Genomic DNA, 19,819 nt, shown 5'->3' with positions numbered 1-19,819 from the left:
CTGAGACACCATGCGTTCCGAAAGCCCCGTCGAAGCATGACCATCGACACCACGCCAAAAATGACCTGGTGGAACCGGCTGTCCCACCCTGGCCAGTTCGTCGCCCTGACGCGACCGCTCATCCTGCCCCTGGCATTGCTCACGGGCGTGCTGTTCGCGGCGGGCCTCTGGTACGGTTTCTTTTCCTCGCCGCCGGAAAAGTACATGGGTGACACGGTGCGCATCATGTATGTGCATGTGCCGACGGCCTGGCTCAGCCAGTTCGTCTACGCCACCATGGCGGTTTCTGCGCTCGGCACGCTGGTCTGGCGCCACCCGATGGCCGATGTGTCAATGAAGGCTGCGGCGCCGCTGGGGGCTGCCTTTACCGCCATGGCGCTTTTCACCGGCTCGCTCTGGGGCCGTCCCACCTGGGGCACTTTTTGGGAATGGGACGGGCGGATGACGTCCACCCTGGTTCTCCTTTTCATCTATCTCGGGATCGTCGCGCTCTGGCGCGCTTTTGACGATCAGTTACGCGCGGCCCGCGTCGTCGCCATCTTCACGCTCGTTGGTGCGGTCAACATTCCGATCATCAAGTTTTCGGTCGATTGGTGGTCGACGCTACACCAGCCCGCTAGCGTCTTTCGCGCTGACGGTCCGACCATGCCCGGCGAAATCCTGACGCCGCTCTTTGTCATGTTTTTTGCCTTCACCTTTTTGTTCATCACGCTGCAGCTGGCCGCCATGCATACCGAAGTGCGCCGCCGCCGCATCACGACGCTTGAGCGTCGCGCCGCTCGGGGAGAGGCATAATGATCGCCCTGGGTGCGCATGCCGAGTTCATCATTTCCGCTTATGCCGGCGTCTTTCTCGGCCTTGCCGCGCTGATCGGCTGGACGGTCTTGGCCGCACGCCAGACGAAGCGCCGGCTCGAAGAGCTGGGGGACAACCAGCGCTCGAACGGTTCTGCTCAATGAAGAAACTGCTCTTTGCTGCGCCCTTGCTGCTGCTCGTTGGGCTGATTGCGGTTTTTGCCAGCTCTATCAATCGCGATCCAAACCTGGTGCGCTCGGTTCTTATCGATAAGCCGGCACCGGAGTTCTCGCTGCCGCCGGTCGAGGGCATGGATGTGCCCGGCTTCGATACGGCCTCGCTCAAGGGCGAGCCGACCGTGGTCAATGTCTTTGCCTCCTGGTGCATTCCGTGCCGGGACGAACATCCGCTGCTCGAAGCGCTCAAGGCGGAAACCAGGGTTCGCCTCTTTGGCATCAACCATTCCGATGCGCCGGAGAATGCCCGCGCTTTTCTGGCCGAACTGGGCAATCCCTATGACGCCATAGGAGCCGATCGCGACCGGCGGGTTTCGATCGATTGGGGCGTCTATGGCGTGCCGGAAACTTTTGTCGTCGATGGCAAGGGGACGATCACCTTCAAGCATGTCGGCCCGCTGACGGCGGAGACGATCGAAAGGGAATTGCTCCCCGCCTTGGAAAAGGCACGGCTCTAGCGCACACTGTTTCCGCGAGGAGGGACGACCATGAGCCGAACTGACAGCGCCAGCCGCATTGTGGATGCAACGCCTGAGGCGGTTTATGCCGCCATGACGTGGCCCGAAGCCATGGTCGTCTGGCTGCCGCCCGCAGGTATGACAGGGGAGATGCGGGAATTCGATCTGCGTCCCGGTGGACACTATCGCATGGTGTTGCGCTACGATGATCCCGCCATTGCCGGCAAGACCGGCGGAAATTCCGATGACGTGGTGGCCCGGTTTCTCGATCTGGTTCCGGGCGCGCTGATCTCGCAGGCGGTGGATTTCGTCTCCGACGATCCCGCCTTTGCCGGGACTATGGTGATGAACTGGATCCTGCGGTCGGTCCCGGAAGGTACCGAGGTGATGATTCGCGCCGAGAATGTGCCGAGCGGTATCGATGCTAGGGATCACGCCGAGGGATTGGCGTCCTCACTGGAAAATCTGGCAAAATTCGTTGAGGGTTAGCGGTTCTATGGCGCCATAGGATTGAGCGGTTGCAATATTGGACGGATTGCCTAATCGGGCCGGGTCGGTTAGCGCGAGGGGCATGGATATTCCGGTTTTCATCGCGGGCCTTTCTATTGGCCTCAGCCTCATTGTCGCGATCGGTGCGCAAAATGCCTTTGTGCTGCGCCAGGTGCTCAAGGGCGAGCACGTTCTTGCCGTCTGTTTGGTCTGCGCGGCGTCTGACGCAGCGCTGATCGTTTTGGGCGTGACGAGCTTTGGGCGGATTGCCGCTCTGCTGCCCTGGCTCGATCCGGTGATGCGGTTTGGGGGCGCGGCTTTTCTTTTCTGGTATGGGGCGCGGAGCCTTTATTCCGCTCTGAAATCCCGAAGCGCTCTTGCGGCTGAAGAGGCGGGGTTGGCAAAACCCCTGATGCCGACCCTCTTGGCGTGTCTTGCCATCACCTGGCTCAATCCGCATGTCTATCTCGATACGGTCGTGCTGCTCGGGACGATCTCGACCCAGTTTGCCGGCCGTGAGGTGCATTTCGCCGCGGGCGCTATTATGGGGTCCTTTGCGTTTTTCTTTGCCCTTGGCTATGGCGCCGCTTTTTTGCGGCCCATCTTTGCCAAGCCCTTTGCCTGGCGCATCCTCGAAGCGATCATCGCCATGGTCATGTGGGCCATTGCGCTCAAGCTGGTGCTGGGTGGCTGACGTTCATGCACGAGGTTCCAGAATCGGGGAAAATGCGCGAGCGTCCGGCCGAACGCCAACGGGAAGCATCATGGACGAGAAAGTTACTGTTATCGGCACGGAAATTCTCTCCGATGACTGGGGCACGCTGACGCGGGTCGCGCTGGACTACCGTCGCGACGATGGCACGGTGCAGCGGCTTTCCCGCGAGAATTACGACCATGGCAATGCTGCGGCCATGGTCTTGTTCAACCCCGCGAAGCGTACCGTCCTGCTGGTGCGTCAGTTTCGCTATCCGGCGATGGCCAATGGCGATGCGGCCTTTCTGCTCGAAGTCTGCGCGGGCCTGCTCGATGGCGACGATCCCGAAACCTGTGCGCGCCGCGAGGCCTTGGAGGAAACCGGGCACGAACCGCGCGAGGTGGTTCATGTCGGCGACGTCTATATGTCGCCCGGTTCCGTGCAGGAAAAGGTTAGTCTGTTTGCCGGCCACTATGACGAGAGCACCTATCGTCATGTTGGCGGTGGTCTCCTCGAAGAGGGCGAGGAGCTTGAAGTGGTGGAAATGGGGCTTGACGATGCCATTGTGGCCTGCCGCGATGGTGGGATCGTTGATGGCAAAACCGTCATTCTGCTCCAGCATCTGCGCTTGGGAGAAATGACGATAGACCGCAAAGCCTGAAACGCTCTATCCTCATGCGGGACGCAGGAGGAGACGACTATGATGTCGAAGTCTTTGGCGGGATGGATCGTGGGGCTGTTTCTGCTCCTGACGGGCGGCGCCCTCGCACAGGACGCCTCGACGCGGGTGCTGGTGCCCGATGCGCCGGGCGGGAGCGCGGTGGTCGCCGGATGCTATCAGGCCGATCGCAATCTCTATGGGGCCAACCGGCTGACCTTTTGCCTTGAACGGCGCGGCAATTATTCGGTGCGCGGACAGGGCGTTCGCTGCGAGGGCCGGCTCGACTGGCGGGCTTCGGGGCGGGACGTGACGATCGATCTCAGGCGCCAGAGCTGCTCGGGCGGGATGGCCTGGGCGGCAGCCACCATCACCTGCCGACCGCGGGGGCTGATCGATCTGATCCTCTCGGAAATCTTCAAGAACCAGACGCAGAACAATGGACGCGTGCTGGTGCCGGACCATCCGCAGGTCGGTTCGCTCCGCTGCACCTATCGCCCGACCGTGCCGGGCGCACCCAATGCGACCTTCGTGGCGCGGCGCCTCTGAAACGTCCGGGGCCGGCAGCGACCGGCCCCGCGACCATCAAAAATCGACGAGCTTTTTTTCCGGATCGTAGGGCTGGTCCCTCGCGACGCGGGTCACGGCCTGGCCGCAGCGCATCTTCTTACTGACCGCATCGAAGACATAGGTGGGGCTGCCATGCAACTGCCAGCCTTCGGAAAGCGCCTTGGTGACCTTGTGGCAGAACAGCGAGTCATCTTCGCCTGTAAGAAACCGGTAGATGAGCATGCATACCCCCATTGCGGCGCGAGCCGAGCGCCGAGATTGATTCTCTTGCCTCTTAGCGCTAATCGAGATGGCATGCACAGCTTTCCGAAAGACCTGCTCGACGGCCACGCCAATTTCCTGGCCGGACGCTACGCCCGCGAGAAGGAACGCATTCGCGATCTCGCTTCGGCCGGCCAAAAGCCGACCACCATGATCATTGCCTGTTGCGATAGCCGCGCGGCGCCCGAGATGATCTTCGATTCCGGGCCCGGCGAAATGTTCGTGCTGCGAAACGTCGCCAATCTGGTGCCGACCTATCAGCCCGATGGTGGCCAGCACGGTACTTCGGCCGCTATCGAATTTGCCGTCAAGGCGCTCAACATTGCCAATATCGTGGTGATGGGCCATGGCCGCTGCGGGGGGATCAAGGCGGTGCTCGACCCCGACCTGAAGCCGCTCGATGATGGCGACTTTATCGGCAAGTGGATGGCCATGCTCGGCGACTTGCCCAGCCAGCTTGGCCCGAACAGCCTCCTCACCTCCACCGAACGGCAGACGGCGATGGAGCGGATCTCGATCCGCAACTCCATCCGCAACCTGCGGACCTTTCCCTATGTGGCCGATCTTGAAGCCGAAGGGAAAATCGCGGTGCACGGCGCATGGTTCGATATTTCGACCGGCGAATTGTGGATCATGGACGAGAGCGGGGATTTTATCCGGCCAGAGCTTTGAGCCGGTCCTTTCCTGATCTTTGAGCCACCCGGAAAGCGGGTGGCCGGCATTGTTGCCGGGTGCCCGATCACTTGGGCGTGAGCAATGGCCGCTTTTCTGCCCTCAAGTTGATCTTGTCGTGCTGAAATCGTGATCAGTTGTTTTGCCCGGCAACGCGTGAAGACCTTAAGTCATCTTTGAATTTTTCGGGCCTTGTCCTGAAATTCCCAATTTGCGGGCTAATTTGGGCTGCCTGCAAATAGCCCCGACATCTGTCCGTTCACGCCTTTGTGTGGTCGGTCGACAGACACATTGCGCCGCCAGTCTTTGGTCATGGGCCGCAGGAGAGCTGCCCGTCGATGGAAGACAGATCTTCCATCGCACGTTCCCGAAAACATGGAGCAACACCATGAAGAAGATCGTTCTGTCCTCCCTTATCCTTCTTGGCCTTTCCGGCGCTGCCATGGCGCAGGCTGCCACCGACTTCGCCTCGGTCGATACCGATGCCAATGGCGGCGTTTCCCTGGTCGAAGCGCAGGTCGCCTGGCCCGACCTGACCCAGGAAGCCTTCACCGCCGCTGATACCGACGGCAATGGCGAACTTAGCGCCGAAGAATATGATGCTCTGGTTGCGGCGGCCGCCGTCCCGGCCAGCTAAAAACCTTTCGCCCGTTTTCGGGCAGCACGCCATCCCGGCCCTTACGGGGTGGCGTCCTCATTTTGCGACAGTGTCGCCCCTTTCCTGACCTTAGGATTTTCTCCATGCGCAAGCTCGCCCTCGGCCTTGTGGCCGCCAGCCTTTTCGCCGCCCCCGCCATGGCACAGACGCCCCTGACTTTTGCCGATGTCGACGTAAACGCCGACGGCCGCCTCAGCTATGAGGAATTGCAGGTCGTCTGGCCCGATCTGACGCCAGAGGAGTTTGCCGCCGCCGATGTCGAGGGCGCCGGTGGACTGACGCCGGAACAGCTTAATGCGCTGCAGCCGGCCAGCGTACCGGCTCCGGCGGAGGCTGTTCCCGCCCCGCTCGACGTGCCGGCAGATGTGCCTGCGCCTACGGCGCCCGAAGCGCTGGTGCAATAAGCCAGATCAGTCGAGCCGAATCGCCGGCTCGACTGATTTCGATTTTCGCAAGGTGACGACGAGACCGGCGATCACCAGCAGGCCGCCCAGAATTTCCATTCCGGTGATGGTCTCGCCCAGCACCAGATAGCCCGACAAGAGCCCGGTGATCGGGACCAAGAGGGTGAATGGGGCAACGACCGAGGCCGGATGGCGCCCCAGCAGCCAACTCCAGATGCCGCCGCCCAGCAAGGTTGCGGGATAGGCGAGGAAAGCGATCAGCGCCGCGTCGGACCAGCCAAAGCCCCCGAGAGCTGCAAGGATCGCGTCCCCGCCTTCGGTCATGAAGGAGAGGGCGAAAAGCGGCAGTGGCGCGGCGAACGAACCCCAGACCGTGAAGGCAATGGCATTGACCTTGCCGGCTTTTTTCGTGAGCACATTGGCAAGGCCCCAGGAGAGCGCTGCCAAGAGAACCAGCAGCAGCGGCACGAAGCCGGCGCCTTCGATGCGCTCCAGAGCGATGACGCCGATGCCGACAAAGGCAATCCCCGCACCGATAACCTGAAACCTGCTCGGCCGCTCGCCGAGCAGCACGAAGGCCATGGCCATGGTAAAGAAGGCCTGGGTCTGCAGCACCAGTGAGGAGAGGCCTGCCGGCATGCCCCAGGCAATCGAGAGATTGAGGAAGGCATAGAGCGCAAAGCCGAAAGAGAGGCCGAAGGCGATGACGATCCAGGCCGGCGCTTTGGGCGGTCGAACAAAGAGAATCGCCGGGAAAGCCGCCGCGGAAAAGCGCAAGGCAGCCGCCAGAATGGGCGGCAGGGCCTCGACGCTCAATTTGATGACGACGAAATTAAAGCCCCAGATGGCAACGACCAGAAGGGCGAGAAGAATGTGGCGGATGGGCATGGAGTAACTACCGGTACGGTAGTGTTGTACGCGTCTTGCGCAACTGGCTCAAGCGGGTTGCTTGCCGAACCCACCTGGCCTCCCCCTGGTAGGGGGAGGGACATATCGAGTTTGTTGTGAGGCAGTGAGCCCCTGAACGGCTCCTCCCCCTCTCAGGGGGAGGATGGGTGGGGGTTAATCCCTCAAGCCAGAGCGCGGGGCTTCAGGCCCTTTTCGATCAGCGTTTCGGCGATCTGGATGGTGTTGAGCGCGGCCCCCTTGCGCAGATTGTCCGAGACCACCCACATGGCGAGGCCATTCTCGACGGTGACATCTTCGCGGATGCGGCTGACAAAGGTGTCGTATTCGCCGACGGATTCGATCGGGGTCGCGTAGCCACCGGCTTCGCGCTTGTCGAGGACGGAAATGCCTGGGGCTTCGCGCAGAATATCGCGGGCTTCGTCAGCCGTGATGGGCTTTTCGAATTCGAGGTTGACGGCTTCCGAATGGCCTACGAAGACCGGCACGCGCACGGCGGTGCAGGTGACCTTGATCTTGGGATCGAGGATCTTCTTGGTTTCGGCCAAAACCTTCCACTCTTCCTTGGTGTAGCCGTCTTCCATGAACACATCGATGTGCGGGATGACGTTGAAGGCGATCTGCTTGGGGAACTTGCTGGGGGTAGGAGAATCGTTGACGAAAATGCCCTTGGTCTGGTTCCAGAGCTCGTCGACGCCTTCCTTGCCCGCGCCCGAGACCGACTGATAGGTCGAAACGACGACGCGCTTGATGGTTGCCGCATCGTGGAGGGGCTTTAACGCCACAACGAGCTGGGCCGTCGAGCAATTGGGGTTGGCGATGATGTTGTTGCGCTTGGCATCGTTAAGCCAGCGGTCGAGCACGTGGCCGTTCACTTCGGGCACGATCAGCGGGACGTCAGAATGGTAGCGCCAATAGGACGAGTTATCGATGACGATGGCGCCGGCCGCGGCAATGCGCTGGGCCCAGTCCTTGGAAATAGCGCCGCCGGCCGACATGATGGCGAAGTCGACAGTGGAAAAATCGAAATGCTGCAGGTCCTTGGCCTTGAGGACCTTGTCGCCGTAGGAAATTTCCCTGCCGATCGAGCGGGACGAGGCGAGGGCAAAAACCTCGTCGGCCGGAAAATTACGCTCGGCGAGAATATTGAGAACTTCGCGGCCCACATTGCCTGTAGCCCCGACGACAGCGACGCGATAACCCATTTTGGAACTCCGGTCCCTTTACCTTTTCCGCCCCCGCGCGATGATCTTGCCATCGCGGTCAGTGCTTTGAGCCTCTCCCCGGCGGGAGGGGACCCGGGGAAAAGCGTCAGGCGGTTTTGGTGGTTTTGGCCATGGCAGCGATGCCCCCGGCCGGTAGCCGGGTGGGCATGAGAACGGCAATGTGGCCGAAGCTGCGCATGAAAATCGATGCTCTCAGAGGAAAAGCAGGACTTCTCATACTCTCAAATAGGAAAGAGTCAATGAATTTGGAGTGGCGCCGGAGGAGCGGGGGCGATACGGGAAGGCAACGAACGGCGCGAGGCCAAAATGACCGACTTTGACATCATCATTCTGGGTGCCGGCGCAGCCGGGCTCATGGCGGGCATTGAAGCCGGGCGCCGGGGGCGTCGGGTATTGGTCGTGGACCATGCCAGAGACCCGGGCGAAAAAATCCGCATTTCCGGCGGTGGACGCTGCAACTTTACCAATATCAATGCGACGCATGTGCTGGGGCGCGAGCGGTTTTTGAGCAGCAATCCGCGCTTTGCGCTTTCGGCGCTGTCGCGCTTCACCCCCGACATGTTCATCGAACGGGTGAAGAAGCGCGGCATTGCCTTCCACGAAAAAACGCTGGGGCAGCTGTTTTGCGATGGGCCGGCGACGCAGATCGTTGCCATGTTGATCGACGAGTTGCGGCAGGCCGGCGCTGCTATCTGGACGGGTCGCTCGGTGGGCTCGGTTGAAAAGATCGATGACGGTTTCAAGGTTTTGGTCGGCGACGGCTATGTCACGACCGAAAGCCTGATCGTTGCGACGGGCGGCAAGTCGATCCCCAAAATGGGGGCGACCGGCTTTGCCTATTCTCTCGCCAAGCAATTCGGGCTCGCGGTGACCGATACGCGCCCGGCCCTTGTGCCCCTGACGTTCGAGGAAGGCGCGCTGGAAGTGTTGAAGCCGCTGGCGGGGGTTTCGACCGATGCCATTGTCAGTCATGGCAAGACGAAATTTCGCGAGGCGCTGCTTTTTACCCATCGCGGTCTGTCGGGTCCGGCGATCCTGCAAATCTCGTCCTATTGGCGCGAAGGCGACAGCATTTCCATCGATCTGCTCCCAGGCGAGGATGCGCTGTCCCTTTTGCAGCAGGCCCGAAAAGAGCAGCCGCGCAACCATATTCAGACGGTGCTGGCGGGGCACCTGCCTAAGCGCCTGGCGCAGCTGGTCGGCGATCTGATCAACCAGCCCGGCATGATCGGCGATTTTTCCGACAAGAAGCTACAGCCGGTGGCCGATCAGGTCAGCCGCTGGACGTTAAAGCCGGTGGGGTCGGAAGGCTATCGTACGGCGGAAGTGACGCTCGGCGGTATCGATACGACCGGGCTCGACGCAAAGACAATGATGGCGCGGACGGTGCCAGGCCTATACTTCGTGGGCGAAGCGGTTGACGTGACCGGCTGGCTCGGCGGCTATAATTTCCAATGGGCCTGGGCCTCGGGCTGGTCGGCCGGGCAGTCTGCCTAGGGCGTGTGGGGATTCAGTGATGCCGGGCTGCAAACGGCAATCTTCTGCGCTTCCGGTGCTCACGTACCCAAACGTACGCTCCGCTCCGGCTCTCGAAAATCACCATTTTCGCCTCGCCCTGACATGAATCCGCACACACCCTAGAACGTCCAGCCGACGCGGATGCCCATATTGGTGAGGCCGCGGTTGTCGTGGCAGAGATTGGCATTGGAGGCGTGCTCGACCGTGGCCATGATCGAGGCATTGGGCGTGAGCTGAAGGCCGACACTGGCGGATTCCCGGAAGAGAACAGAGCAGCCGAGGCTACGGGCGGGCATTGCAACGCCGCCCGTCGTATTGCCATTGTGAACGGCGCCGCCGAAGCTTGCTTCAGCAAAGACAGGGCTATCGAAGACGGGAACGGTCCAGCTCACACCGGCATAGACCATGTGTTCCAGCCCGCCCATATTGAGCGTGGCGCCAATATGGGGGCGCAGGTCACCAAGCGTGACCCATTCGCTCAAACCGGGCGCGTCGAACAGCAGCTCAACATTGACGTCGTGGACGCGCTCTACGCCGAACATGCCCAAAAAGGTCTCAGGCTCATCGACGCTATGGGAAAAAATTCCGCCACGAATTTCTGAAATGCCAAAAGTCTGCGCGAAGGCAGGGATCGACATCATCAGAAACGCCGCTATTGCGACACTCGTGTGCTTGTAGATCTTCATAGAGAAAGTATTCCCCAAGGTCCGGGGATACTATGTGCACGAAAGTGTTAGAACTTCCAGCCCAGCCGAACGCCGAAGTTCGAGAGGCCATCATTGGCCTCGCAATAGTTGTTATTGGATGTGTGCTCATAAGTAACGGTGGCCGTCACATTGTCCGAGAGATGGGCACCGATGCCAAAACGCTCGTAGAAATTGATGCGGCAGCCAAAGTTCTTCGTCGGAGCGGGTGCGCCTGTCAGCGCGCCGTCGTGAATGGCAGCGCCAAACGTGCCTTCGAGGTAGATCGGCGTATCGAAAACGGGCAATTGCCAGGTAAGGCCGGCATGAAGGAGATTTTCCTTGCCGCCGAGATTGATGGTGGTGCCGATCTCGGGCCGGGGCGACCCGATCCAGCGGAACGCATCGATGTCGGGGGAGACGAAAAGCACGTCGAAGCTAACACTTCTGACTTCCGTGATCTGCCACTCATTGACGAGAAACGGCAGCATGGCGCCGTGCACATTGTAGGCGTGGAGACCAAAACGCAATTCATCAACGACGCCTGCCAGCGGATGCGGATCGAGCAGATTCTGCGCGTTCGCAGTCCCGGTGCCACAGGCACCCAATAGGATAGTCAGTAGAATAGCACGCCGCACAGCAGGTCCCCCATTCACTCCAAGCTAGCACAAAGGGGCGCTTTGCGTAAGCCTCTGGAAATCCATCGGCAAGTACCGATATAAGCGGGGCAACATTTTGGAGTTTTCCATGACCGCCAGTTTCAAGCTTTCCCTACAGGATCTTGCCCCGATCGCTCAAGGCAGTTCGACTGAAGAGGCCATGGCGGAGACGGTAAAACTGGCACAGGCGGCCGACGATTTGGGCTATGAAAGGCTCTGGTATGCCGAACACCACGGCATGCCCTCCATCGCCTCCTCGGTGCCGGAAATCCTTATCGGCAGTGCCGCGGCGGCGACAAAGGGCATTCGCGTCGGCTCCGGCGGCGTCATGTTGCTCAATCATGCCCCGCTCCGGATTGCCGAGGCCTATCGAACGCTCGAAGCGCTCTATCCGGGCCGCATCGATCTCGGCCTTGGCCGGGCGCCGGGGGGCGATGGCTATGCCATGCGCGCGCTGCGCTCGGGTGGCGGGGAGGAATTTTCCAACTATCTCGCCGAACTGATGGCGTTCGATGAGGAAAATTTCCCCGCGGACCATCCCTTTTCGCGCGTGCCGGTTTCGCCGGGCGGCGTTCATCTGCCGCCCAAATGGTTGCTCGGTTCCTCGGGCGCCAGCGCCGAGGCGGCGGGACAGATCGGCTTTGGCTATGCCTTTGCGGCTCATTTCTCCCATACGCCCGCAGCGCCGGCCTTTGCGGCCTATCGCGCTGCCTTTGTGCCCTCGGCGGATTTTCCCGAGCCGCGGACCATTCTCTGTCTTTCGGTGATCGCTGCGCCAACCGAGGAAGAAGCAGAATTCCTTGCCACGTCACAAGCGGTGAACTGGGCCCTGTTCGTGACCGGCGAGCAACGCCGGCTGACGCCGCCGGAGGAAGCGCTGGAGCGCGCCAAAACCCTGACACCGCAGCAGCAACAGGTGATTTCGCACCAGGGCGCGCTCTGGATGGTGGGCAGCGCCGAGCGGATGGCCGAAGAAATCACGCAGAAAGCGCGCGAGGCGGGGGCCGACGAGGTGATGATCACCACGACCATCCATTCCTATGCGCTGCGCCGGCGCTCCTTCGCGCTGCTGGCCGGGGCGCTTGGGGTTACGCCTCGCTAAGGCTGGATTTTCGGGGCAAACTTAACGATCTTTTACCGAAAACAACGGCACGATTGGATAAGTCCCATCGTGCCGGAATTCCTTATGAGCGCAGCAGGCTTCGTGCTGGCCATCAACCTCTTTATCGCGGGGTTGTTCGCCACCGCCTTCGGCATTGTTGCCGCTTACTATCGTGACGCCATCGGCGCGCGCTGGCTGGCGCTGGCCTATGCGACCGGCATTCTGAACGGCGTCTTCGAATTCATGCTGCCCCATCAGGTCGATGCACGGCCGGTCAGCGTTTCCATCTTCGCCGCCTTTCTCTTTGCGCTCGCTCTTTCCAATGTGGGTATCGCCCGGCACTATGGCATCAGGCCGCCCTGGCGCATTCTTGGGCTGATTGTCGTCGCCTCGCTGGCCGTCAATGTCGCCATTCTCGACATGCCGCGCGATTCCTTTGTTCGCGCCATGCTCTATCAGGCGCCCTATGCGGTGCTGCAGTTCCTCGGCGCCGTTCTGGTCCTGTCGCGAAAGTCCAATCGTGCGCTCGATATGGCGCTGGTCGGCCTGATGGTGCTTGTGACGCTAAACTACCTGTCCAAGCCCTTCATCGCTTTGCTGATCGGTTCGGGAGGATCGCCGCAGGGCTATCTTTCCAGCAATTATGCGGCGATTTCCCAGAGTACCGCGGCGGTGCTGCTGATCTCCAATGGGCTTCTTATTCTGCTGATCATCGTGCGCGACATGATGGCCGATATGACGGCGCGCTCGGAAACCGACCCGCTATCGGGCCTGCTCAATCGCCGAGGTTTTGAAGATCGAGCCGAAAAGGCCCGGTTGCTGGCCGTGCGTGCCGGGGCGCCGGCGGCGATGATCGTCGCCGATCTCGACCATTTCAAAGCCATCAATGACAGTTTTGGTCATGCAGCGGGGGATCGCGCCATCGCCGCTTTCGGCCGGGTGCTGAGGGAAAGCTTTGATCTTCGCGCCGTTATCGGGCGGCTGGGCGGAGAAGAATTCGCCGTGCTTTTGCCTGGTGCCGATCTTGGCGTCGCCCGGGGCGCCGCAGAAACAGCAAGGCGGCGGCTTCGCGAGCTCTCGGGCGAAGAGCGGGGCATGGAGCGACAGATGACATCGTCGTTCGGGATCGCCGTTTTGGAGCCCGGCGAAAGCCTTGCCGACCTGTTGCGGCGCGCCGACACGGCTCTTTATGACGCGAAATCCAAGGGGCGCGACCGGGTTTGCGTGGCGCCGGTCACGACCGTCGGAATTTTACGGGATGGGCCCGAGCAACAGGCCCGGGCCTAATGCGTCGATGTCGCGCCAGCCTAGTTAAGAGTGGCGCGGGGCACGAGTTCGCACTCTCCGGCTTGCGTTACCTTCAGCGCCAATTGCTGGCGGTCGAGTTCGGCAAACCAGGCAGTCCAGGAACATGGGCTCATGCCGTCATCGATTGCGCCGCCCTGGCTGCGGACGAAACGCAGCAGGAGTTTCGATTTTTCCTCACCGAAGCGATTGCGAATACGGGCAACGGCAGGAATGCCCTTGCGATCGGTGACCCAGCTCTGAATGTCGCTGTGTCGCGTCAAAGTATGCGTTGCGTACATTTTTAGCCTCCTCCACGAGGTTTTTTGGGCACTTTTGGCCCTTACCCGCCTAACGGCACCGGTCCTCCACCGGTTCCTGGCAGGCGTTCAATTCTCGATGAATTGCGTGACAAGCTTTAGACGCTGCATCTCCTCTCTCGAAAAATAATAGAGCCGGTCGGGCGGCGTATCGAGCGCATGCAGCCAAAGGGCCGGATCGACGCCGCTTTTCGTCAGATGCCGCGTGATCTCTGCCGTGGTCGATTGCGCATCGGCCATAGCGACCCCGGCAACGGCAAAAGCATCACGTGCGGCTTCGCCAAGCGAAGCCGCATAGATCTGATGCGCGCCAATGGCCGCATCAGCGCTGGCGATGCGCTCGGTACCAGAGGCGAAAATAATAGGGCAGGATGAGGCACAGAGGTTTCCGGCGGCGACTTTGGTCGCGAGGCCTTTTTCCTGGATGAGGGCGCCGATCTCCAGCGCGTCCATCACTGATCCTCCGGGCGAATCAAGAACTACAGTCTTCACGTATTCGCCGCGTTGTTCAATCTCCGTCCTGAACCGTAGGGCGGCGCCGGGATCGATAGTGCCGGTCAGCCTGAGATCGCCCCCGCTTTCGAGCGCGATGGAAAGTGGGTTATCGAGGGTTTCCGGCGATGAGGTGATGTGCGGCATGGGCCGCCCTTCAACCCCGTTTGCCGGGTCTGCCGGGGGCAGGATCGGCATCAAAGTTGGCGCCAGCGCTGCCGGTTCACTGAGGGCCAGTTCGCGAAAATCGACATAGAGCACGCTCGCCGTGCCGATCAGCAGGGCAAAGAAGGCGGCGCGGATGATATTGCCATCGTCCACGGCTGCGAGCCGGGCGATGATGCCGGGGCTTACCGAAGGTGCGCGGTCGTTCGCCTCTGTCTTCATGCCGGCCGGGGTCCGTCGGTGCGTTTGCGCTGGGCGGCTTCGATCGGGGTTACCGTGCCATCGTCGGCTGGCAATTCGGCGGCGGCGGGCAGGTCTTCGGCCGGCGCTTGCGGCTCTGGTCGCGGCTGGCCGGTTGCAACATCAACGCCCGCAGCCTCCATGCGGCGATAAAGCGCCAGGGCCCGCAGCATTTCTGCGGCGGTAATATTCTCCGCTTCTTCGAGGGAGGATGAATCTTTTCGCATGGCGTCGTTGACGATCATCAGCACCAGAACGAGTACGACGGGCAGAAGGTCGATGGAAATGGCGCCGGCCCAGGATGGAATGAAATCCTGCCAGTAGCGGATGACGGCTTCGGCGCTCGACAGGGGGACATAGCGGCGTTGTTCGACCGGCGGGGTCGCCAGAATCTCGTCGGCGGCGGCGCTGAGCGCGGTCGACTGCGCCGCAACGGACGTGCGGACGGTTTCCATAACCTGGTCCTGCCGATTGGCGAGATCGGCCGAGCGGCCATCGGCCACCGGGGCGATGAAGCCGGCGGAAAGATCGGCCGCGGCGCGCTTGACCGAGGCGGCAACGCCGGTCTGCTGCAGCGAGGCGATGACGGCCGAAAGCTGCACGGCCTCGCTCTGGAAGGCATCGGCGCGGGGCTCGATCTGGCCGGGCGTCGAGACCAGTTCGCGCATGGTGGCAAGGCGCGCCGAACCCTGTTCGAAAAGGGCTGCCACCTCTTCGCGGCTGCCGGTAATGGTTGAGGCCAGCTGGTTCATCTGCGAACCCATCTGGGTGAGCAATTGGACGACGCTGCCCGAGCCGGTAGTGCCGGTGAGGGCGCCTGATTCACGTTCGTCGGCAGCAAGGCCGGAAAAACGTTCGGCGGCGCGCTGCACGTCGGGGAGGAGGCTCTGTGCCGCCAGCGCATTGGCATGAGCCTGGTCGAGGTCTTCGGCATAGCCCTGAAGCGTGACGGCCATGTGTTGTTCGGTGGCGGCCGACCCGGCGAGGGCCGCGGCGTTGAGCCAGGAACTCATGGCGATGATCATGGCGCAGCCAATGGCCATGGTGACGAAAAGGCCAATGCGCTGAACCCCGGAGGTGACCAGCGGCACGAAGCGGAGCATGTAGCTCCAGAAGGCGTAGATGGCGACGGAAACGGCCGCCGAATAGATGATGGCGGCAAAGAAAACGAAGGTGGCCGAGCCATCCAAAATGCCGCGCACGCCGAGATAGGTGTAGACGCCCGAGGCCAGCGCCAGCACCGCGAGAGCGAAGCGGGTCATGGTTTCCACCCCACGGACCGTTTCGTTGAGACGGAAGGCGTTGGGCTTGAGCTGCATCTCTGATCCCCCTGTGGCCCGATAGGCCGATTAAGCGGACGTTAACACGGCGATCCCGGCAAGAAGGAGGCAGTATTTTATGGGGTTAATGGCCGGGCGATGACAGTGCCGTGACCGCGCTTTCCGCTTGCAGCACGATGGGGGAGGGCGCTAGGCCAATCGCGGTATGACAAGGGAGGCAAAGATGACGAAGAAAGTGCGCTGGGGGATATTGTCCACCGCCAATATCGGCATGTCCAAGGTGACGCCGGCCATCCAGCAGGCGGAAAATTGCGAAGTGGTGGCCATTGCCTCGCGCGATCTTTCCAAGGCGCGGCAGGCGGCCGACGAACTGGGCATCGCCAAAGCCTATGGCTCTTATGAAGAACTCTTCGCCGATCCCGAGATCGACGTCATCTACAATCCCTTGCCAAACCACCTGCACGTGCCGATGACGCTTGCCGCGACGCGGGCGGGAAAGCATGTGCTGTGCGAAAAACCCATCGCCATCACGGCAAAGGAAGCCGAAGAGCTGCGTCAGGTGCCGGCGGGGCGCCTCGTCATGGAAGCCTTCATGATCCGCTTTCATCCCCAATGGCAGCGGGCCCGCGACATCATCCGCTCGGGCGAACTCGGCGAGGTCCGGGCCATCGATGCGGTCTTTTCCTATTTCAATGCCAATCCGGACAATGTGCGCAACAAGGCCGATATCGGGGGTGGCGGCATTCTGGATATCGGCTGCTATCCGATCACCAGCGGCCGGTTCCTGTTCGAAAGCGAGCCGCAGCGCGTCGTTTCGCTGGTCGAGCGCGACCCCACTTTCGGCACCGATCGCCTCGCCAGCGTGATGATGGATTTTGGCATGGGCAAGCGGCTGACCTTTACCTGCTCCACCCAATTGGTGCGCCACCAGCGCGTCCAGGTTTTCGGGACCAAGGGCAAGCTCGAGATCATCATTCCCTACAATGCTCTGACCGGTGAGCGCAGCGCCATTACGATCGATACCGGCTCGCCGCTCGATGGCTCGCTGGCGCGGCGGGAAATCGTGCGCGAATGCGATCAATATACCGAGCAGGCCGAGGCTTTCGCCAGGGCCGTGCTGGGCGAAGCGCCGCTGCCCTATGATGTCGAAGACGCGATCGCCTCAATGAAGGTGCTCGACGCGATCTTTGCCAGCGAAAAATCCGGCGCCTGGGAAAAGGTCTAACCCAGCTCCGGCGCGATGACGCGGCGGCACAAAAGCCTGATCGCCGCGATCATCTGCTTTTCGTCGGTGGCCTTGAGTGCAATGCCATAGGACGCCGCCATCACGAGGTCGGCCAGCATACTGGCCTCGGCGATGCCGGCCGTCTTGAGCGCCTCTGCCAACTCGTCATGCGCCAGGCGATCTTTTTCGCGGAATTTTTCGCCGGCGCGGCGATGCTCGCTCATCAGTTCGGTCGCATGGGGCGAGCCGTCGAGCGCGCGGTTGAGTGCTGCGAACTGCAGGGCCAGCGCCGAACCTACCCGGTCAGCCAGGTCGCCCTTCCCGGTCATGCCCTGTCGAAAGGCCTCGACCAGCTCCTCGGTGAGGCCATCGACAATGGCGGCGAAGACCGCATCCTTGTCGGGAAACTGCGCATAAAGTGTCGGCTTGGCCATGCCGGCTTCGCGGGCAATGGCCTCCATGGTCGTGCCGCGCAGCCCATGGCGCAGGATCAGGTAGCGCGCCGCTTCGACGACACGTCGCCGCTTTTCTCCTGCCCGGTCTGCTGCCACTTCACTCAATTTCATACTCGCACTTGAACTTATTGAACGATATTAGTACATATCGTTCAATTCTGATCTTGGAGACAGATATGACCGATCTCGTTCTCGTCACCGGTATTTCCGGTTTTCTCGGCGGCCATGTCGCCCTGCAATTGCTCAACTCTGGCTACACCGTCCGCGGCAGCGTACGCAACCTCGACAAAGCGGCCAAGGTCCGCGAGACGCTCGCCATGGCCGGTGCCGATGTCACCCGGCTCGAATTCGTGGCGCTTGATCTCCTGGCCGACAACGGGTGGGACGAGGCGATGGCCGGCGTACGCTATCTGCAACATACCGCCTCGCCCTTCGTGCTCGAAACGCCCAAGGATCCCGATGAGCTGATCCGGCCGGCGGTGGAAGGCACGCGGCGCGCCATCAGGGCGGCGCTGGCCGCCGGGGTCGAGCGCGTCGTGCTGACCTCCTCCATCGCGGCTATCCAATATGGGCATGAGGACTATTCGCGGGTCCTGACCGAGGCGGACTGGACCAATGTCGAAAGCGCCACGACCGGCGCCTATCCCAAATCCAAAACCCTTGCTGAACGCGAAGCCTGGGCATTGATGGATGCCGCCGACCGCCACAACGACCTAGCCGTCATCAATCCTGCCGGCATTTTTGGGCCTTTGCTCGATGAGGACCCTGGTACGTCCTCCACGCTGGTGCGGCGGCTGCTCGATGGCCGGCTGCCTGCCGTGCCGAAACTTGCCATGTCGGTGGTCGATGTGCGCGACGTCGCTGCGCTCCAGGTCGATGCCATGACCAATCCCACGGCCGGCGGGCAGCGCTGCATTGCTTCGGAAGGCACCTATTCCATGGCCGAAATGGGCGTGATGTTGCGTCCGGCCTTTCCCAGCCGTCGCGTGCCGACGCGGGAATTACCCAATTGGCTGTTGCGTGCCGTTGCACTTTTCGATCGTGAGGTGCGGGACAATATGCATGAACTTGGGGCGCGCAAACGCGTCGATGGCCGTCGCGGCAGTGAGCGCCTGGGACGCCCGCTCATCTCCTCCGCCGAGGCCGCGGTCGCCACGGGCCGGAGCCTTATTGAACACAAACTGGTCTAGCACTCGGCGGAGCAGGGACACATATATCCCCCTTGCTCCAACTCGGATTTATGTCCATATCTCAACCATTGGTGCGGGGCTGTAGCTCAGTTGGGAGAGCGCGTCGTTCGCAATGACGAGGTCAGCGGTTCGATCCCGCTCAGCTCCACCAATTCTTTCCAAATCGATGCTATCAGAGCTTTGGCGAGTGCGGGATTTGCCCGGCGGAGGCAGGGGTGCTGATCAGCGAAGGCCACAAGCGCACGTTCAGGCTCGACGGGCAAATGGCCGTGTTGTTTGCGGCGATGGCCGGCGCGCTCAATGCGGCCGGGTTTCAGGCCGCGGGGTTCTTCTCGGCCAATATGACGGGCAATGCCTCGTCCTTTTCCGACCATCTGGCGCTTGGCGATTGGTCGCTGGCCGGGATTTTCGCACTGTTTCTTTCGGCCTTTATCCTCGGCGCCATGGTTTCGGGTCTGCTCATTCAGTGGGGTGGAACGCGGCAGAGCCGGGCCAAATATGCCTACGGCATCGTGCTCGAGGGTCTCGTCGTCTTCGTGCTGGGTGGCGCCGATCTGTTGCAGGTTCTCCCCGCTCATGGGCTGGTCCTCGGCCTGAGTTTTGCCATGGGCATTCAGAATGCCGCGACGACGCGAATTTCCAACGCACGGGTGCGCACCACTCATGTTTCGGGGATGGCGACGGATATCGGTCTGGGTCTGGCGGGCCTTATCGGGGCGCAGTCAAAGGACCCGGAGGCCACGGCGCGGCTGAGGCTTTACAGCATGACAATGGCCGCCTTCATCTTTGGCGGCATTCTGGGTGTTGCCGCCTATCTCGCGATAGGCGGATGGATGTTTGTTGGTATGGGGCTAGCGCTGCTCACCATTGCCCTTATGCGGGCCTTTCACTAGGCGAGCAGGTCAGTCCATTCCGGATGGCGGCGGAACTGGACCACCACATAGGGACAGACCGGGGTGATTTTGAACCCTTCGGCGCGCGCGTCGGCGATGGAAGCCTTGACCAGTTCGAGGGCAATGCCGCGGCCTTCGTATTCTTTGGGCACACCGGTATGATCGATGATGATGCGGCCGTCTTCGCGGCGATAGGTCATTTCCGCTTCGGCGCCTGACGCCAGGTCAATGACATAGCGGCCGCGGGTGGGGCCTTCTTCCCGCTGGATCTTGTAATCTGCCATGA

Annotated in this window: 26 protein-coding genes and 1 tRNA gene; 17 read left to right on the top strand and 10 right to left on the bottom strand. The window is 61.5% G+C overall.

From position 1 onward, the window contains the following. The first annotated feature begins 36 nt into the window (after positions 1-36). From ASD83_RS18720 to ASD83_RS18695, 7 genes are all read left to right on the top strand, one after another. The gene (locus tag ASD83_RS18720) at positions 37-795 is read left to right on the top strand and encodes a heme ABC transporter permease (RefSeq protein ID WP_056313807.1); all 759 of its coding nucleotides are present in this window, start codon (positions 37-39) and stop codon (positions 793-795) included. Next, positions 795-959, top strand: a complete 165-nt coding sequence (ccmD, locus tag ASD83_RS20800) for a heme exporter protein CcmD (RefSeq protein WP_082561344.1) — start codon at positions 795-797, stop codon at positions 957-959. Before ASD83_RS18720 ends, ccmD begins: the two co-directional genes overlap by 1 nt. Further along, positions 956-1,489, top strand: coding sequence for a DsbE family thiol:disulfide interchange protein (locus ASD83_RS18715; RefSeq protein WP_056313805.1), 534 nt, complete (start codon positions 956-958; stop codon positions 1,487-1,489). Before ccmD ends, ASD83_RS18715 begins: the two co-directional genes overlap by 4 nt. Positions 1,490-1,519: 30 nt before the next feature. Continuing rightward, positions 1,520-1,978 carry an SRPBCC domain-containing protein gene (locus tag ASD83_RS18710; RefSeq protein ID WP_056313803.1) on the top strand — a complete coding sequence of 153 codons (459 nt, stop codon included), beginning with the start codon at positions 1,520-1,522 and terminating at the stop codon, positions 1,976-1,978. An 82-nt stretch (positions 1,979-2,060) separates the two neighbouring features. Then, positions 2,061-2,672 carry a LysE/ArgO family amino acid transporter gene (locus tag ASD83_RS18705; protein WP_056313801.1) on the top strand — a complete coding sequence of 204 codons (612 nt, stop codon included), beginning with the start codon at positions 2,061-2,063 and terminating at the stop codon, positions 2,670-2,672. A 70-nt stretch (positions 2,673-2,742) separates the two neighbouring features. Beyond that, the gene (locus ASD83_RS18700; protein ID WP_056313799.1) at positions 2,743-3,333 is read left to right on the top strand and encodes an NUDIX domain-containing protein; all 591 of its coding nucleotides are present in this window, start codon (positions 2,743-2,745) and stop codon (positions 3,331-3,333) included. Between the two features lie 39 nt (positions 3,334-3,372). Beyond that, positions 3,373-3,879: a hypothetical protein gene (locus ASD83_RS18695; RefSeq protein WP_056313797.1), complete on the top strand. Its 507-nt coding sequence runs from the start codon at positions 3,373-3,375 to the stop codon at positions 3,877-3,879. Between the two features lie 36 nt (positions 3,880-3,915). Here ASD83_RS18695 and ASD83_RS18690 read toward each other — a convergent pair whose 3' ends face one another. Further along, the gene (locus ASD83_RS18690; protein WP_056313795.1) at positions 3,916-4,122 is read right to left on the bottom strand and encodes a DUF1737 domain-containing protein; all 207 of its coding nucleotides are present in this window, start codon (positions 4,120-4,122) and stop codon (positions 3,916-3,918) included. A 72-nt stretch (positions 4,123-4,194) separates the two neighbouring features. Between ASD83_RS18690 and ASD83_RS18685 the strand changes: the two genes are divergently transcribed. The 3 genes from ASD83_RS18685 (at position 4,195) to ASD83_RS18675 (ending at position 5,895) form a co-directional block, all read left to right on the top strand. Then, positions 4,195-4,833, top strand: coding sequence for a carbonic anhydrase (locus ASD83_RS18685; protein WP_056313793.1), 639 nt, complete (start codon positions 4,195-4,197; stop codon positions 4,831-4,833). A 388-nt stretch (positions 4,834-5,221) separates the two neighbouring features. Continuing rightward, on the top strand, positions 5,222-5,470 hold the full coding sequence (locus tag ASD83_RS18680; protein ID WP_056313791.1) for a hypothetical protein: 249 nt from the start codon (positions 5,222-5,224) through the stop codon (positions 5,468-5,470). Positions 5,471-5,574: 104 nt separating this feature from the next. Continuing rightward, entirely contained in the window at positions 5,575-5,895 is a 321-nt protein-coding gene (locus ASD83_RS18675; protein WP_056313789.1) for a hypothetical protein, read from the top strand. 6 nt (positions 5,896-5,901) lie between these two features. Here the strand turns inward: ASD83_RS18675 and ASD83_RS18670 are convergent, their stop codons facing one another. Both ASD83_RS18670 and ASD83_RS18665 read right to left on the bottom strand, forming a co-directional pair. Beyond that, positions 5,902-6,783 (bottom strand): EamA family transporter, encoded by an 882-nt coding sequence (locus ASD83_RS18670; protein WP_056313787.1) that lies wholly within the window; start codon positions 6,781-6,783, stop codon positions 5,902-5,904. Between the two features lie 182 nt (positions 6,784-6,965). Beyond that, complete coding sequence (locus ASD83_RS18665; RefSeq protein ID WP_056313785.1) at positions 6,966-8,006, bottom strand: aspartate-semialdehyde dehydrogenase; 1,041 nt, start codon at positions 8,004-8,006, stop codon at positions 6,966-6,968. A gap of 327 nt (positions 8,007-8,333) precedes the next feature. Here ASD83_RS18665 and ASD83_RS18660 point away from each other — a divergent pair, with 327 nt between their 5' ends. Then, positions 8,334-9,524, top strand: a complete 1,191-nt coding sequence (locus ASD83_RS18660) for an NAD(P)/FAD-dependent oxidoreductase (protein WP_056313783.1) — start codon at positions 8,334-8,336, stop codon at positions 9,522-9,524. A 140-nt stretch (positions 9,525-9,664) separates the two neighbouring features. Here the strand turns inward: ASD83_RS18660 and ASD83_RS18655 are convergent, their stop codons facing one another. Both ASD83_RS18655 and ASD83_RS18650 read right to left on the bottom strand, forming a co-directional pair. After that, positions 9,665-10,231 (bottom strand): acyloxyacyl hydrolase, encoded by a 567-nt coding sequence (locus tag ASD83_RS18655; protein ID WP_056313781.1) that lies wholly within the window; start codon positions 10,229-10,231, stop codon positions 9,665-9,667. Between the two features lie 47 nt (positions 10,232-10,278). Beyond that, positions 10,279-10,866 (bottom strand): acyloxyacyl hydrolase, encoded by a 588-nt coding sequence (locus ASD83_RS18650; protein WP_156386048.1) that lies wholly within the window; start codon positions 10,864-10,866, stop codon positions 10,279-10,281. 109 nt (positions 10,867-10,975) lie between these two features. Between ASD83_RS18650 and ASD83_RS18645 the strand changes: the two genes are divergently transcribed. Beyond that, the gene (locus ASD83_RS18645; protein WP_056313778.1) at positions 10,976-11,989 is read left to right on the top strand and encodes an LLM class flavin-dependent oxidoreductase; all 1,014 of its coding nucleotides are present in this window, start codon (positions 10,976-10,978) and stop codon (positions 11,987-11,989) included. Positions 11,990-12,073: 84 nt separating this feature from the next. After that, positions 12,074-13,276: a sensor domain-containing diguanylate cyclase gene (locus ASD83_RS18640; RefSeq protein ID WP_056313776.1), complete on the top strand. Its 1,203-nt coding sequence runs from the start codon at positions 12,074-12,076 to the stop codon at positions 13,274-13,276. 20 nt (positions 13,277-13,296) lie between these two features. On the opposite strand, the gene ASD83_RS18635 is transcribed toward ASD83_RS18640, so the two are convergent. From ASD83_RS18635 to ASD83_RS18625, 3 genes are all read right to left on the bottom strand, one after another. Next, positions 13,297-13,575: a hypothetical protein gene (locus tag ASD83_RS18635; RefSeq protein ID WP_156386047.1), complete on the bottom strand. Its 279-nt coding sequence runs from the start codon at positions 13,573-13,575 to the stop codon at positions 13,297-13,299. 87 nt (positions 13,576-13,662) lie between these two features. After that, positions 13,663-14,472, bottom strand: a complete 810-nt coding sequence (locus ASD83_RS18630; RefSeq protein ID WP_244489236.1) for a hypothetical protein — start codon at positions 14,470-14,472, stop codon at positions 13,663-13,665. Continuing rightward, a complete protein-coding gene (locus tag ASD83_RS18625; RefSeq protein WP_056313773.1) occupies positions 14,469-15,809 on the bottom strand; it encodes a hypothetical protein in 1,341 nt (446 codons plus the stop codon). The genes ASD83_RS18630 and ASD83_RS18625 overlap by 4 nt, the downstream gene beginning before the upstream one ends. 184 nt (positions 15,810-15,993) lie before the next feature. Here ASD83_RS18625 and ASD83_RS18620 point away from each other — a divergent pair, with 184 nt between their 5' ends. Beyond that, the gene (locus ASD83_RS18620; protein WP_056313771.1) at positions 15,994-16,995 is read left to right on the top strand and encodes a Gfo/Idh/MocA family protein; all 1,002 of its coding nucleotides are present in this window, start codon (positions 15,994-15,996) and stop codon (positions 16,993-16,995) included. Here the strand turns inward: ASD83_RS18620 and ASD83_RS18615 are convergent. Then, positions 16,992-17,561 carry a TetR/AcrR family transcriptional regulator gene (locus ASD83_RS18615; protein ID WP_056313770.1) on the bottom strand — a complete coding sequence of 190 codons (570 nt, stop codon included), beginning with the start codon at positions 17,559-17,561 and terminating at the stop codon, positions 16,992-16,994. The two genes, ASD83_RS18620 and ASD83_RS18615, sit on opposite strands and share 4 nt — an antisense overlap. Before the next feature lie 65 nt (positions 17,562-17,626). Between ASD83_RS18615 and ASD83_RS18610 the strand changes: the two genes are divergently transcribed. The 3 genes from ASD83_RS18610 to ASD83_RS18600 all read left to right on the top strand — a co-directional run bounded on the left by ASD83_RS18610 (position 17,627) and on the right by ASD83_RS18600 (position 19,533). Further along, entirely contained in the window at positions 17,627-18,640 is a 1,014-nt protein-coding gene (locus tag ASD83_RS18610) for an SDR family oxidoreductase (protein WP_056313768.1), read from the top strand. Positions 18,641-18,715: 75 nt separating this feature from the next. Continuing rightward, positions 18,716-18,791, top strand: a tRNA-Ala gene (locus tag ASD83_RS18605). Between the two features lie 64 nt (positions 18,792-18,855). Further along, positions 18,856-19,533, top strand: a complete 678-nt coding sequence (locus ASD83_RS18600) for a YoaK family protein (protein ID WP_056313766.1) — start codon at positions 18,856-18,858, stop codon at positions 19,531-19,533. On the opposite strand, the gene ASD83_RS18595 is transcribed toward ASD83_RS18600, so the two are convergent. Beyond that, positions 19,530-19,817, bottom strand: a complete 288-nt coding sequence (locus ASD83_RS18595; protein ID WP_056313763.1) for a GNAT family N-acetyltransferase — start codon at positions 19,815-19,817, stop codon at positions 19,530-19,532. The genes ASD83_RS18600 and ASD83_RS18595 overlap by 4 nt on opposite strands. Positions 19,818-19,819 lie beyond the last annotated feature (2 nt).

It is taken from the genome of Devosia sp. Root685 (assembly GCF_001427875.1).
In the GTDB taxonomy this organism is placed as follows: domain Bacteria; phylum Pseudomonadota; class Alphaproteobacteria; order Rhizobiales; family Devosiaceae; genus Devosia.
Note: the sequence above shows the minus strand (reverse complement) of the source record. Positions and strands in the feature narration are given on the sequence as shown.